Source organism: Roseateles noduli (assembly GCF_050626985.1).
Taxonomy (GTDB): domain Bacteria; phylum Pseudomonadota; class Gammaproteobacteria; order Burkholderiales; family Burkholderiaceae_C; genus Roseateles; species Roseateles noduli_A.
This window is the reverse complement of the sequence record NZ_CP192463.1, coordinates 2,750,395-2,764,546: the sequence shown is the minus strand read 5'-3', so window position 1 is coordinate 2,764,546 and position 14,152 is coordinate 2,750,395. Positions and strand designations below refer to the sequence as shown.

General features: G+C 70.3%; 11 protein-coding genes. All 11 read left to right on the top strand.

All coding sequences use genetic code 11. From position 1 onward, the window contains the following. Positions 1-7: 7 nt before the first annotated feature. The 11 genes from ACQ4L4_RS12120 to ACQ4L4_RS12070 all read left to right on the top strand — a co-directional run bounded on the left by ACQ4L4_RS12120 (position 8) and on the right by ACQ4L4_RS12070 (position 14,022). A complete protein-coding gene (locus ACQ4L4_RS12120; protein WP_431104469.1) occupies positions 8-1,099 on the top strand; it encodes an XrtA/PEP-CTERM system-associated ATPase in 1,092 nt (363 codons plus the stop codon). Beyond that, positions 1,096-1,953, top strand: coding sequence for an XrtA system polysaccharide deacetylase (locus tag ACQ4L4_RS12115; RefSeq protein WP_431104468.1), 858 nt, complete (start codon positions 1,096-1,098; stop codon positions 1,951-1,953). The genes ACQ4L4_RS12120 and ACQ4L4_RS12115 overlap by 4 nt, the downstream gene beginning before the upstream one ends. After that, the gene (locus ACQ4L4_RS12110; protein WP_431104467.1) at positions 1,950-3,068 is read left to right on the top strand and encodes a FemAB family XrtA/PEP-CTERM system-associated protein; all 1,119 of its coding nucleotides are present in this window, start codon (positions 1,950-1,952) and stop codon (positions 3,066-3,068) included. The genes ACQ4L4_RS12115 and ACQ4L4_RS12110 overlap by 4 nt, the downstream gene beginning before the upstream one ends. 9 nt (positions 3,069-3,077) lie before the next feature. After that, positions 3,078-4,301 carry a TIGR03087 family PEP-CTERM/XrtA system glycosyltransferase gene (locus tag ACQ4L4_RS12105; protein WP_431104466.1) on the top strand — a complete coding sequence of 408 codons (1,224 nt, stop codon included), beginning with the start codon at positions 3,078-3,080 and terminating at the stop codon, positions 4,299-4,301. A 163-nt stretch (positions 4,302-4,464) separates the two neighbouring features. Further along, positions 4,465-6,120 carry an exosortase A gene (xrtA, locus tag ACQ4L4_RS12100; RefSeq protein WP_431104465.1) on the top strand — a complete coding sequence of 552 codons (1,656 nt, stop codon included), beginning with the start codon at positions 4,465-4,467 and terminating at the stop codon, positions 6,118-6,120. Further along, on the top strand, positions 6,117-7,310 hold the full coding sequence (locus ACQ4L4_RS12095; RefSeq protein WP_431104464.1) for a TIGR03088 family PEP-CTERM/XrtA system glycosyltransferase: 1,194 nt from the start codon (positions 6,117-6,119) through the stop codon (positions 7,308-7,310). The genes xrtA and ACQ4L4_RS12095 overlap by 4 nt, the downstream gene beginning before the upstream one ends. 14 nt (positions 7,311-7,324) lie before the next feature. Then, positions 7,325-9,241: an XrtA/PEP-CTERM system amidotransferase gene (locus tag ACQ4L4_RS12090; RefSeq protein ID WP_431104463.1), complete on the top strand. Its 1,917-nt coding sequence runs from the start codon at positions 7,325-7,327 to the stop codon at positions 9,239-9,241. Further along, positions 9,238-10,542 (top strand): glycosyltransferase family 4 protein, encoded by a 1,305-nt coding sequence (locus ACQ4L4_RS12085; protein WP_431104462.1) that lies wholly within the window; start codon positions 9,238-9,240, stop codon positions 10,540-10,542. Before ACQ4L4_RS12090 ends, ACQ4L4_RS12085 begins: the two co-directional genes overlap by 4 nt. Before the next feature lie 6 nt (positions 10,543-10,548). Next, positions 10,549-11,751 (top strand): glycosyltransferase family 4 protein, encoded by a 1,203-nt coding sequence (locus ACQ4L4_RS12080; RefSeq protein WP_431104929.1) that lies wholly within the window; start codon positions 10,549-10,551, stop codon positions 11,749-11,751. Beyond that, a complete protein-coding gene (locus tag ACQ4L4_RS12075; RefSeq protein ID WP_431104461.1) occupies positions 11,744-13,060 on the top strand; it encodes a putative O-glycosylation ligase, exosortase A system-associated in 1,317 nt (438 codons plus the stop codon). Before ACQ4L4_RS12080 ends, ACQ4L4_RS12075 begins: the two co-directional genes overlap by 8 nt. Continuing rightward, positions 13,060-14,022, top strand: a complete 963-nt coding sequence (locus tag ACQ4L4_RS12070; RefSeq protein ID WP_431104460.1) for a polysaccharide deacetylase family protein — start codon at positions 13,060-13,062, stop codon at positions 14,020-14,022. The genes ACQ4L4_RS12075 and ACQ4L4_RS12070 overlap by 1 nt, the downstream gene beginning before the upstream one ends. Positions 14,023-14,152 lie beyond the last annotated feature (130 nt).

Here is a 14,152-nt window from a genome sequence, read left to right as displayed (position 1 = left end):
CACCGACATGTACGAGGCCTTCTACGGGCTGGCCAGCAAGCCGTTCCAGCTCAGTCCCGACCCCAGCTTCTACTTCGGCAGCAAGCAGCATCGCCGCGCCAAGGCCTACCTCGACTACGGGGTGCTGCGCAGCGACGGCTTCATCGTCATCACCGGCGAGATCGGCGCCGGCAAGACGACGCTGGTGCGCGGGCTGCTGGACAGCCTGAACCGCAGCAACGTCGTCATCGGCAACATCGTCACCACGCAGCTGGACGCCGAGGACACGCTGCGCCTGGTCGGCGCCGCCTTCGGCGTGCGGGTCAAGGACCTGCCCAAGAGCGAAGTGCTGATGGCGCTGGAGGCCTTCTTCGTCAGCGAGGCCAGCCGCGGCAAGCGCTGCCTGCTGATCGTCGACGAGGCGCAGAACCTGACCGCGCGCGCGGTCGAGGAACTGCGCATGCTGTCCAACTTCCAGTTCGGCAACCAGTCGCTGGTGCAGACCTTCCTGGTCGGGCAGCCGGAGTTCCGCGGCATCCTGCAGCGGCCCGAGATGGAGCAGTTCCGCCAGCGCATCGCGGCGAGCTGCCACATCGGTCCGCTCGACGAGGAAGACACGCAGCGCTACATCGAGCACCGGCTCAAGTGCGCCGGCGCCGCCGACAAGCCCAGCTTCGACGCCGACGCCTTCACCGCGCTGCACCGCGCCAGCCACGGCATTCCGCGCCGCATCAACACCTTGTGCGACCGGTTGCTGCTGCTGGGCTTCATGCACGAGAACCCGCACCTGACCGCGGCCGACGTGGAAGAGGTCGTGCAGGACCTGTCCGCCGAGTCGGCGTCCGCGCCGGCGCCGGCGGTGCACGGGTCGGAGATCAACGGCCATGCGTCCGAGGGCGACCTCGCGGTCGACCTGGACCTGACGCGGCTGCGTTCGCGCGTGGCGCAGGGCGGCGGACTGAACGGGGAACTTGGCGCACTGGCCGACGGACTCGCGGGCCTGAACCTGGACGGCCAGGAGACGCGCCTGCAGCGCATCGAGGACAGCCTGATGCGCCTGGAACGGATCAACCAGCAGACGCTGGCGCTGCTGCAGAAACTCGTGGGAGCGATGCGATGAACAAGATCCGCAACGCGATGAGCATCGACGTCGAGGACTACTTCCAGGTCTCCGCCTTCGCGCCCTACATCGCCCGTGGCGAGTGGGACGCGCGCGAGTGCCGCGTCGAGCGCAACATCGCGCGCATCCTCGATCTGCTGGACGCCAAGGGCGTCAAGGCCACCTTCTTCACGCTGGGCTGGATCGCGCAGCGTTATCCGCAGATCGTGCGCGAGATCGTCGCGCGAGGGCATGAACTCGCGAGCCACGGCTTCGGCCACGAGCGCGCCAGCGATCTGGATCGCGCCGCCTTCCTGAAGGACGTCGGCGACGCCAAGGCGCTGCTCGAGGACCTGGGCGGCGTCGAGGTCAAGGGCTATCGCGCGCCGAGTTTCTCGATCGGCAAAGACAACCTCTGGGCCTTCGACGTGCTGGCCGAGTGCGGCTACCGCTACAGCTCCAGCGTCTACCCGATCGAGCACGACCACTACGGCATGCCCGATTCGCCGCGCTTCGCCTACGAAGTGCGCCCGGGCCTGATCGAGGTGCCGGTGACGACGCTGCGCTGGCGCGGCAAGAACTATCCGAGCAGCGGCGGCGGCTGGTTCCGGCTGCTGCCCTACGGCGTGTCGCGCTGGATGATCGAACGCTTCAACCGCATCGAAGGCCGCAGCGCGGTCTTCTACTTCCACCCCTGGGAGATCGATCCGGAACAGCCACGCATCCCCGGCATCGACGCGAAGACGCGCTTCCGCCATTACGTCAACATCGGCCGCACCGAGTCGCGCATCGAGCAACTGCTGGGCGACTTCGCCTGGGCGCGGATGGACGAGATCTTCCTGCCGCAGGCCGGCACGGACCGGCTGGCGGCATGAGCGCGGCCGCACCGTCGATTCCGGGCGTCGCCACGGACGTGGCCGCGCCGACCGCCGTCGGCGCGACCGCGGCGGGCCTGCTCGAGGTCCGTCAACTCGACATCGCGGACAGCGCGACCGCGCGGCGCTGGGACGAGTTCGTCCGCGGTTGCGCCTACGCCACCTTCTTTCACCTGTCCGGCTGGCAACGCATCATCAGCCGTCAGTTCAAGCACCGGTGCTTCTTCCTCTACGCCGAGCGCGACGGCCGCATCGAAGGCGTACTGCCGTTGGCCCAGGTCAAGAGCCGCCTGTTCGGCCATGCGCTGGTGAGCCTGCCCTTCGCCGTCTACGGCGGCGTGGCGGCGGACAGCCTGGAGGCGGCCGACCATCTGGAGCAGATGGCGCAAAGCCTGTGCAAGACCCTGGATCCGGACCACCTGGAGTTCCGCAACGTCCAGCGCCGTCACGAGGACTGGCCGCACCAGGACCTCTACGTGACCTTCCGCAAGGAGATCCTCGAGGACGAGGAAGCCAACATGCTGGCCATCCCGCGCAAGCAGCGCGCGATGGTCCGCAAGGGCATCAAGAACGAACTGAAGGCCGAGATCGACCGCGACGTGTCGCGTTTCTTCGCGCTCTACGCGGACAACGTCCATCGCCACGGCACGCCCGCGATGCCCAAGCGCTACTTCCAGGCGCTGCTGGACGAGTTCGGCGACGCCGCCGAGGTGCTGATCGTCAGCAGCCCGCAGGGCCAGCCGCTGTCCGGCGTGCTGAGCTTCTACTTCCGCGACGAGGTGCTGCCGTACTACGCCGGCGATGCGGTCGCCGCGCGCGACCTGGCCGCCAACGACTTCAAGTACTGGGAGCTGATGCGCCGCGCCTGCGCCCGCGGGCTCAAGGTCTTCGACTACGGGCGCAGCAAGCAGGGCACCGGCAGCTATTCGTTCAAGAAGAACTGGGGCTTCGAGCCGACGCCGCTGCACTACGAGTACTGCCTCTACCGGCGCGACAGCGTGCCGCAGAACAACCCCAGCAACGCCAAGTACCAGCTCATGATCAAGGCCTGGCGCAAGCTGCCGATCGCCGTCGCCAACTGGCTCGGTCCGCACATCGTGCGCAGCCTGGGCTGAGGACGACGCATGGCCAACATCCTCTACCTGGTCCATCGGCTGCCGTACCCGCCCAACAAGGGCGACAAGCTGCGCTCGTACCACCTGCTCAAGCACCTGACCGCGCATCACAAGGTCTGGCTGGGCACCTTCGTCGACGACGCCGAGGACTGGGCCCACGTGCCCGCGCTGCAGGCGCAGTGCGAGCAGCTCTTCGCCGCCGACCTCAACCCGCTGCTGGCGCGCGTGGCCAGCCTGCGCGGCCTGGCGACCGGCGAGGCGCTGAGCCTGCCGTACTACCGCCACCGCGCGATGCGCGACTGGATCGCGCAGATCGCCAAGACGCAGCGCTTCGACGCGATCGTCGTGTTCTCGTCGACGATGGCGCAGTATGCCGAGCAGCTGCGGGCCGTCGCCGGCCCGGTGCCGATGCTGATCGACTTCGTCGACGTGGACTCGGCCAAGTGGACCGACTACGCCAAGGCCAACCGCTGGCCGATGTCGTGGCTGTACCGGCGCGAGGGCCGCGAGCTGCTGGCCTACGAGCGCCGCGTCGCGGAACAGGCCCGCTGCTCGTTCTTCGTCACCGAGGGCGAGAAGGCGCTGTTCCAGCGCCTGTCGGCCACCGGCGCGCCGGTCGAGGCGCTGGGCAACGGCGTCGACAGCGGCTACTTCGCCCCGCTGCCGCAGCAGGCGAACCCGTTCGCGGCGGACGAGCTGCCGCTGGTCTTCACCGGCGCGATGGACTACTGGCCCAACGTCGATGCGGTGCAGTGGTTCGCGGCCGAGGTGCTGCCGCAGCTGCGCCAACGCTGGCCGACGCTGCGCTTCACCATCGTCGGCCGTGCGCCGACGCCCGCGGTGCTGGCGCTGGCGGGCGACGCGGTGCGCGTGACCGGCACGGTGCCCGATGTGCGGCCCTACCTGCAGCACGCGGCGGCTGTCGTCGCGCCGCTGCGCCTGGCGCGCGGCGTTCAGAACAAGATCCTCGAGGCGATGGCCGTGGGCCGGCCCGTCGTGGCGGCACGCAGCTGCGTCGAGGCGCTGGGCGCCGACGGCGTGCTCGCCGGCCAGGACCTGCTCTCGGCCGACAGCGCCGCCGACTACCTCGAACTGCTCCACGCGTTGCTCAGCGCGCCCACCCGCGCGCAGGCGATCGGCCAGCAGGCGCGTGAACGCGTCCTGCGCCAGTTCAGCTGGCAGGCGCACCTGGCCAAGCTGGACGGGTATCTGCCGCAAGGACAAGTTGCATGAGCGCGCGCAGGGCCGCCCCAAGCAAGCTCAGCGTCCCCTCGGGGGACCGGCTGCGGCTTGCCGCAGACGAGGGGGCAACACTGCGCGCGCGCAGGGCCGCCCCAAGCAAGCTCAGCGTCCCCTCGGGGGACCGGCTGCGGCTTGCCGCAGACGAGGGGCAGCAATGAGCGCCACCACGCCGTCGGCGCTTCAGCAGCGCGGTGTCCCCGATGCCTGGCGCCGCCCGCTGGCGGTGCTGGTGCTGCTCGTCGTCGCGCTGCTGCTGCTGTACCGGCAGACGGCGCTGGGCATGGTCACGATCTGGTGGCGGTCCGGCACCTTCACGCATGCCTTCCTGGTTCCGCCGATCGTGCTGTGGCTGGCCTGGCGCCGCCGCGGGATGGTCGCGCCGCTGACGCCGCGGCCGGTGCCGTGGCTGGCGCTGCCCCTGGTGGCGCTCGGCGCGGTCTGGCTGTTCGCCGACTTCGCCGCGATCAACGCGGTCACGCAGTTCACGCTCGTCGCCATGCTCGTGCTGCTGGTGCCGGCCGTGCTGGGCTGGCGCATCGCGCGCGAGATGGTCTTCCCGCTCGGCTTCCTGTTCTTCTGCGTGCCGGTCGGGGAGTTCCTGCTGCCGCAGCTGATGGACTGGACCGCGAAGTTCACCGTCGTCGCGTTGCGGCTCAGCGGCCTGCCGGTCTACCAGGAAGGCCTGCAGTTCATCATCCCGAGCGGCCAGTGGTCGGTCGTCGAGGCCTGCTCCGGCGTGCGCTACCTGATCGCGTCGGCGATGGTGGGCACGCTGTACGCCTACATCAGCTACCACTCGAACCGCCGTCGGCTGGGCTTCATCGCCTTCGCGCTGGCGCTGCCGCTGGTGGCGAACTGGGCCCGGGCCTACCTGATCGTGATGATCGGCCACCTGTCGGGCAACACGCTGGCGGTCGGCGTCGACCACCTGATCTACGGCTGGCTGTTCTTCGGTATCGTGATGCTGGCGATGTTCCTCATCGGCGCGCGCTGGGCGCAGCCCGAGCTGCCGCTGGTGCCGCCGCCGCGCGATGTCGCGCCGGCCGCGACCGGTGCGGGCTGGCTGGCGACCGTCGCCGTGCTGCTCGCCATCGCGTTGCCGATCACCGCCGGCGTGCTGCTGCGCCAGGGGCACTCGGCCCCGATCGCCGCGCTGCCCGCGGTGTCCGCGGAGCCGGGCTGGTCGGACCAGACGGTCCCGTCCGACGCCTGGGTGCCGGACTTCGAAGGCGCCAACGCCGCGCTGCACCAGGAGTTCACCGGCCCGGCCCAGGTCGGCGCCGGGAAGCCGCGTGTCGGGCTGCACCTGCAGTACTTCCGCGATCAGGACTACGAACGCAAGCTGGTCAGTTCCAGCAACGCCGTCGTGGCCGCCGAGGACAAGCACTGGGCCGTCACCGGCCGCGGCGAGGCGGCGTTCTCGCCGGTCACCGGCGTCCCGGCGGCGCCGGTCCCCGTGCTGACCACGCAGGTGCGCGCCTCGTCGCTGGACGCGGTGACCGCGCCGCGGATGCTGGTGTGGCACGTGTACTGGATCAACGGCCGGCCGATGACGAGCGCCTGGCAGGCGCGCGTGCGCGGCGCGCTGGAGCGGCTCCAGGGCCGCGGCGACGACGCGGCGCTGGTGCTCGTCTACACCGAGGCCGACGAGCTGGCGCCGCAGCGGCTGGAGCTCTTCCTGCGCCAGCACTGGGGCACGATCGATGGCGAACTCCGCCGCGTGCGCGACGGCGGCGCACGGGGCGCGCCTTCGACGACGCCAACGACGCCAACGACATTGACGCCCTCGTCGCCAGGGGCGCCGACATGAGCGCCGGCCTGAGCGTCGAGCGCGCGCTCGCGGCCGCGGACGAGCGGCCGCTGGTGCTGCACGTGATGTACCGCTTCGACACGGGCGGTCTCGAGAACGGCGTGGTGAACCTGATCAACCACATGCCGGCCGACCGCTACCGGCACGCGATCGTCGCCCTCACCGAGGTCACCGATTTCCGCAAGCGGCTGCAGCGCGACGACGTCGAGTGCTTCGCGCTGGACAAGCCGCCGGGGCAGGGCTTCTGGCTCTATCCCAAGCTCTACAAGCTGTTCCGCGCGCTCAAGCCGGCCATCGTGCACAGCCGCAACCTGGCGGCGCTGGAAGTCCAGCTGCCGGCCTGGGCCGCGCGCGTGCCGGTGCGCATCCACGGCGAGCACGGCCGCGACGTCGGCGACCTGGACGGCCGCAACCGCGCCTACCAGCGCGTGCGGCGCTTCTACAAGCCCTTCGTCTCGCACTACATCGCGCTCTCGCGCGACCTCGGCGACTACCTGACCGGTCCGGTCGGCGTGCCGCCGGCGCGCGTGAGCCAGTTCGTCAATGGCGTCGACACCCTGCGCTTCCAACGCCAGCAGGTCGAGGCCATCCCGGGCTGCCCCTTCGATCCCGCCGCGCACTGGCTGATCGGCACCGTCGGCCGCATGGCGCCGGTGAAGGACCAGCTGATGCTGACGCGCGCCTTCATCGCGCTGATCGGCCAGGCGCCGGACCTGCGCGCGCGCGCGCGGCTGGTGCTGATCGGCGACGGTCCGCTGCGGGCGCAGTGCCAGGTCTTGCTCGACGAGGCCGGCCTGAGCGAGCTCGCCTGGCTCCCCGGCGAACGCACCGACGTGCCGGCGGTGATGCGCGGTCTGCACGTCTTCGCGCTGCCGTCGCTGGCGGAGGGCATCTCCAACACCATCCTCGAGGCGATGGCCAGCGGGCTGCCGGTGGTCGCGACCGAGGTCGGCGGCAACGCGGACCTGGTCACGCGCGACGTCAGCGGACTGCTGGTGCCGGCGGCGGATCCCGCGGCGATGGCCGCGGCGCTGCTGCGCCTGGCGCGCGATCCGGAGGGCGCGGTGGCGATGGGCGAGGCCGGCCGCGCGCGGGTCGAGCAGGATTTCAGCATGCGTGCCATGGTCGCTCGGTACCAGGGCCTGTATGACACGCTGCGCGGCCACAATGCCGCCAGCCACAAGAATTGACACGGGGTACGACCATGTGCGGAATCAGCGGACTTTTCGATACCCGGGGGCGGCGCGACTTCGACGGCGCGCTGATGCATCGCATCAACGACTCGCTGCACCATCGCGGCCCCGACGAAGGCTCGATCCACCTGCAGCCCGGGCTGGCCTTCGGCCACCGCCGGCTGTCCATCATCGACATCGCGACGGGCCAGCAGCCGCTGTTCAACGCGGACCATTCGGTGGGCATCGTCTTCAACGGCGAGATCTACAACTACCAGCAGCTGACCGACGAGCTCACCGCGCTCGGCTACCAGTTCCAGACGAAGAGCGACACCGAGGTCATCGTGCACGCCTGGTCCGCCTGGGGCGAGGCCTGCGTGCAGAAGCTGCGCGGCATGTTCGCGTTCGTGATCTGGGACAAGGCGCGCGACCAGCTCTTCATGGCGCGCGACCGGCTCGGCGTGAAGCCGATGTTCTACGGGCTGCTGGACGACGGCACGCTGGTCTTCGGCTCCGAGCTGAAGGCGCTGCTCGCGCATCCGGGCATGAAGCGCGACATCGTCCCGCAGGCGGTGGAGGAGTACTTCGCGCTGGGCTACGTCGCCGAGCCGCGCACCATCTTCCGTCAGGCGCTGAAGCTGCCGCCGGCGCACACGCTGGTGATCCGGCGCGGCGAGCCGCTGGGCCAGCCGCGCCGCTACTGGGACGTCAGCTTCACGACCGACAGCAAGATCGACGAGGTCCAGGCGCAGGAAGAACTGACCCGCCGCCTGCGCGAGTCGGTCAAGCTGCGCCTGATCGCCGAAGTGCCGCTGGGCGCCTTCCTGTCGGGCGGCGTGGACTCGAGCGCGGTCGTGGCGATGATGGCCGGCGAGACCAACGGGCCGGTGAAGACCTGTTCGATCGCGTTCGACGACCCGCAGTACAACGAGTCCGAATTCGCGCAGAGGGTGGCGGACCGCTACCAGACCGAGCACCACGTCGAAACCGTGCAGAGCGACGACTTCGACCTGATCGACACGCTGGCGCGGCTCTACGACGAGCCCTATGCCGACAGCTCCGCGATCCCGACGTACCGCGTCTGCCAGCTCGCGCGCAAGCACGTGACGGTGGCGCTGTCGGGCGACGGCGGCGACGAGAGCTTTGGCGGCTACCGCCGCTACAAGCTGCACATGATGGAAGAGCGCATGCGCGCCAGCCTCCCGCTGGGGCTGCGCAAGCCGCTGTTCGGCACGCTGGGCCGGCTCTATCCGAAGGCGGACTGGGCGCCGCGCGTGTTCCGCGCGAAGACGACCTTCCAGGCGCTGGCGCGCAACTCGGTGGAGGCCTACTTCCACACGATGTCCGTGATCCGCGACAACGAGCGCATGCCGCTGTACAGCGCGCGCTTCAAGTCGGAGCTCGGCGGCTACAACGCGCGCGACCTGTTCCTGCAGCACGCCGAACGCGCCAACACCGACGATCCGCTGGCGCTGATCCAGTACATCGACACGCACACCTACCTGGTCGGCGACATCAACACCAAGGTGGACCGCGCGTCGATGGCCCATTCGCTGGAGGTGCGCGAGCCGCTGATGGACCACCCGCTGGTCGAGTGGCTGGCGACGCTGCCGTCCCACCTGAAGCTGCGCGGCGGCGAGGGCAAGTACCTGTTCAAGAAGACGCTCGAGCCGCACCTGCCCAACGACGTGCTGTACCGGCCCAAGATGGGCTTCGCCGTGCCTTTGTCGCGCTGGTTCCGCGGACCGCTGCGCCAGCGCGTGCGCCATTCGCTGCTGGGCGGGCCGCTCGCGGATTCCGGCATGTTCGACCTGAAGACCGTCGGCCAGATGGTCGAGCAGCATGAGAACGGCAGCCGCGATCACAGCACGCCGCTGTGGACGCTGCTGATGTACGACGCGTTCCTGCGCAACGTGATGGGCGCGACCTCGATGCGCGAGGCGGCGTGAAGATCCTCTACCACCATCGCACCGCGTCCAAGGACGGCCAGGCGGTCCACATCGAGGAGATGATCGGCTCCCTGCGCGCGCTCGGCTACGAGGTGCGCGTGGTCGCGCCCGGCGGCGAGTCGGCGCCCGAGGACAAGGCGAAGATGGGCGACGACACCGGCTGGGTGCATCGCCTGCGCGCGAAGCTGCCCAAGTTCGTCTACGAGCTGCTGGAGCTGGCGTACTCGCTGGTGGCCTACCGGCGACTCGCGGCGGCGGCCCGGGACTTCCAGCCCGACCTGATCTACGAGCGCTACAACCTCTTCCTGCTCAGCGGGCTGATGCTCAAGCGCCGCCTGCGCGTGCCGCTGCTGCTGGAGGTGAACGCGCCGCTGGTCGACGAGCGCGCGAAGTTCGGCGGCCTGGCCCTGCCGCGCATCGCGCGCTGGGCCGAGGACACCGTCTGGCGCGGCGCCGACGCGGTGCTGCCGGTGACCCAGGTGCTCGGCGCGATGGTCGGCGCGCGCGGCGTGCCGCAGGAGCGGCTGGTCGTGATCCCGAACGGCATCAACGAGGAACACTTCGACGCGGCGCCGTCGTCCGAGGAGGCCAAGCGCACGCTCGGCTGGGACGGCGCGCTGGTGCTGGGGTTCACCGGCTTCGTGCGCGACTGGCACGGCATGGACCGCGTGATCCGCTGGATGGCGACGGACGCGGCGCCCGCCAATGCACGGCTGCTGCTGGTCGGCGACGGGCCGGCGCGGGCCGAGCTCGAAGCGCTGGCCGGCGAGCTGAAGCTCGGCGAGCGTGTGCGCTTCACCGGCGTCGTCTCGCGCGACGCGGTACCCGCCTACGTGGCCGCCTTCGACATCGCGCTGCAGCCGGCGGTGGTCGCCTACGCGTCGCCGCTCAAGCTTTTCGAATACCTGGCGCTGGGCAAGGCCATCGTCGCGCCGAACCAGCCCAACATCGAGGAAGTGCTGGACGACGACCTCAACGCCTTGCTCTTCGATCCGGCGCAGGCCGGCGCGCTGGAAGCGCTGCTGGCGCGGCTGGCGTCGGATGAGGCGCTGCGCCGACGTCTGGGCGAGGGCGCGCGCGCCACGATTGGTCGACTGCAGCTGACCTGGCACGGCAACGCCGCGCGCGTCGTGGCGCTGGGCCGGGCATTGAAGAGCGGGCAGGGCGCTTGCGAGGCGCAGCAGGCCGCTCACGCGGCCATTGCCCCGGGCGCCGTCACGTCCGCCATCACGTCCGCCGTCACGCCCGCCGTCGAGGCCGCCACCGCGGCGACGTCCCCTGCCGAGGACGCGAAGGCCTGAGCCATGCTGAAGCTGCTGACCTTCTCGACGCTGTACCCGAGCGCGGTGATGCCCGGCCACGGCATCTTCGTGGAGACCCGGCTGCGTCACCTGGTCGCGTCGGGGCAGGCTGAATCCCGCGTCATCGCGCCGGTGCCGTGGTTTCCGCTCAAGGGCGAGCGCTTCGGCGAGTACGGCAAGTTCGCCGCGACGCCGGCGCGCGAGTCGCGCCACGGCCTGGACATCACGCATCCGCGCTTCGTGCGCCTGCCCAAGGTCGGCATGAGCAGCGCGCCCTACACGCTGGCCTGGACCTTCCTGCGCGCGGCGCGGCAACTGCAGGCGACGGGTTACGACTTCGACCTGATCGACGCGCACTACTTCTATCCCGACGGCGTCGCCGCGGTGATGGTGGCGCGGGCGCTGAACAAGCCGGTGGTGATCACCGCGCGCGGCACCGACATCAACCTGATCCCGCAGCACGCCTTCCCGCGCAAGCTGATCCTGCGCGCGGCGGCGCAGGCCGACGCGATGATCACCGTGTGCGAGGCGCTCAAGGACGAGCTGGTCGCGCTGGGCGCGGACGCCGCGAAGGTGACCGCGCTGCGCAACGGCGTGGACCTGACGCTCTTCCATCCGGCCGGCCGCGACGAGGCCCGCGCCGCGCTGGGCCTGGCGGCCGGGCGCTTCACGCTGGCCTCGGTCGGCCATCTGATCGAGCGCAAGGGTCATGAGCTGGTCATCGGCGCGCTCGCCGAACTGCCCGACGTCGATCTGCTGATCGCCGGCACCGGCCCGGAGGAGGGCGCGTTGCGCCGCCTGGCCGAGTCGCTGGGCGTGGCGTCGCGGGTGCGGTTCCTCGGCGCGCTGCCGCAGGCGCGGCTGCGCGAGGTCTATGCCGGCGTGGACGCGCTGGTGCTGGCGTCGAGCCGCGAGGGCTGGGCCAACGTGCTGCTGGAGGCGATGGCCTGCGGCACGCCGGTGGCGGCGTCCAACGTGTGGGGCACGCCCGAGGTCGTGGCCAGCCCCGAAGCCGGCGAGCTGATGCCCGAACGCACCGCGTCGGGCGTGGCCGAGGCCGTGCGCCGCCTGCGCGCGTCGCCCCGCGACCGCGCGGCGACGCGGCGCTACGCCGAGCGTTTCAGCTGGGACGCGACGACGCAAGGCCAGCTCGACCTGTTCCACCGCATCCTGGCCGCGCGGCGGTCGCCGGAGCTGCGCCATGCGTGACCTGCTGATGCTGGGCCTGTTCGTGGCCCTGATCTACAAGACCTTCAAGGACCCGATGTGGGGCGTGCTGGGCTGGGTGTGGATGGGGGTGATGAACCCGCACCGCCTGGCCTACGGCTTCGCGCACGACGCGCCGTGGTCGATGGTGATCGCGCTGGCGCTGTTCGCGAGCCTGATGGTGCACCGGGACAAGCTGGTGAAGTTCCCCGTCAACGCGGTGACCATCCTGCTGTCGATCTGGATCCTGTGGATCGGCGTGTCGCCGCTGCTGTTCTCGTTCTACCCGGACAAGGAGATGCACTTCTGGTCGCGCGCGTTCAAGGTGCTGCTGATGGTGCTGGTGTCGCTGCTGGTGGTGAAGCGGCGGCGCGACCTGGACTGGCTGGTGCTGGTGCTGGTGATCTCGATCGGCTACTACGGCATCAAGGGCGGCGTGTTCACCGTGCTGTCCGGCGGCTCGGCGCGGGTGTGGGGGCCGGAGGGCTCGTTCATCGAGGACAACAACTCGCTGGCGCTGGCGACCATCATGACGGTGCCGCTGATCCGCTACCTGCAGCTGCAGGCCACCAAGCGCTGGCAACGCCACCTGGCCACCGCGGCGATGCTGCTGTGCATGGCGTCGGCGGTGGGATCGCAGTCACGCGGCGCCTTCCTCGCGATCGTGACGATGTCGTTCTTCATGTGGATGAAGAGCCGCAACAAGCTGCCGCTGGCGCTGGTGGTGCTGGTGGCGCTGCCGCTGATCTTCGTCTTCATGCCGGACAGCTGGACCAGCCGGATGGAGACCATCAAGACCTACGACCAGGACTCGTCGGCGATGGGGCGGATCAACGCGTGGCAGATGGCCTGGCGGCTGGCGATCGACCTGTTCCCGTTCGGCGGCGGCTTCACGGTCGCGGGGCCGGCGGTGTTCGCGAAGTACGCGCCCGATCCGTCGGTGCCGCTGACGGCGCACAGCATCTACTTCCAGGCGATGGGGGAGCACGGTTTCCTGGGCCTGGCGATCTTCGTCGGCATCTTCGCGACGACCTGGCGGCTGGCGAGCGCGACCATCCGGTCCGCCAAGGACCTGCCCGAACTGCAGTGGGCGCGGGACCTGTCGGCGATGTGCCAGGTGGGCCTGATCGGTTATGCGACTGGCGGGGCGTTCCTGAGCCTCGTGTATTTCGACCTGCCGTACTACCTCGTGCTGATCGTGGTGGTGGCGAACCGCGTCGTCGCCGCGGAGGTGGCGGGGCGCAAGCAGGCCGCCGTCGCGGCGGGGCAGGCGCCGCGGGACGTGCATTCGCCGTACTGGGGAGGCACCTGATGCTGGCGTCGCTGAGCCTGCTCGGCTGGCCGCGCGGCGAGCCGGCGTTGAGCATCCTGATCTATCACCGCGTGCTGCCCGCGCCGGACGCGATGCGGCCGGGCGAGATCGACGCGGCGCGTTTCGAGGCGCAGGTGTCCTTCCTGTCGCGGCACTTCTCGCTGATGACGGTGAGCGACGCGGCGCTTGCGCTGCGCGAGGGGCGCCTGCCGAAGCGCGCGGCGTGCATCACCTTCGACGACGGCTATGCGGACAACTGGACGGTGGCGCATCCGATCCTGGCGCGTCACGGCGCGCGCGCGACGGTGTTCATCGCGACCGGCTACCTGAACGGCGGCCGCATGTTCAGCGACACGGTGGTCGAGTTCGTGCGTCTGGTGCCGGGGCCGGTGCTGGACCTGTCGGCGGTGGGAATGGGCGTGCATCCGGTCGCGACGACCGAGGAACGTCTGAAGGCCGTGTCCGCGCTGCAGGTGCAGCTGAAGTACCTGGCGCCGGACGAGCGCGAGGCGCAACTGCGCCGGATGCTGGCGGCGCAGCCGGTCGGCGCGATGCCGGACGACCTGATGCTCACCGACGCGCAATTGAAGCAACTGGCCGACGCGGGCCACGAGATCGGCGGCCACACGGTGGACCACACGGTGCTGACGACCTTGTCGCCCGACGGCGCGCGCGAGCAGGTGCAGGCGGGACGCGACCACCTCGCGGCGCTGCTGGGGCGGCCGGTGCGCAGCTTCGCGTATCCGAACGGTCGGCCGGTGCGCGACTACGACGCGGGTCACGCGGCGATGCTGCGCGATCTCGGCTTCGAGGCAGCGGTCAGCACCGCCCCCGGCGTGGCGCTGCCGGGCGCCGACCTGTTCCAGCTGCCGCGCTACACGCCGTGGGGGAACTCCACCGCGATGTTTGCCGCGCGGATGATGCGCAACGCGCGCATGGGCGGACCGGCCGCGGTGGTCTGAGCACGCCCGGCGCCTCCGGGTGCCGCTGCGGATCGTCGCTTTTCGGACGCAAAAGTTCTAGGGATGGAACTTCGGTTGTCTGTGGACAAACACCCCCAAAAGATTCCTGCCAGTTCGTGGGCGCGACGCA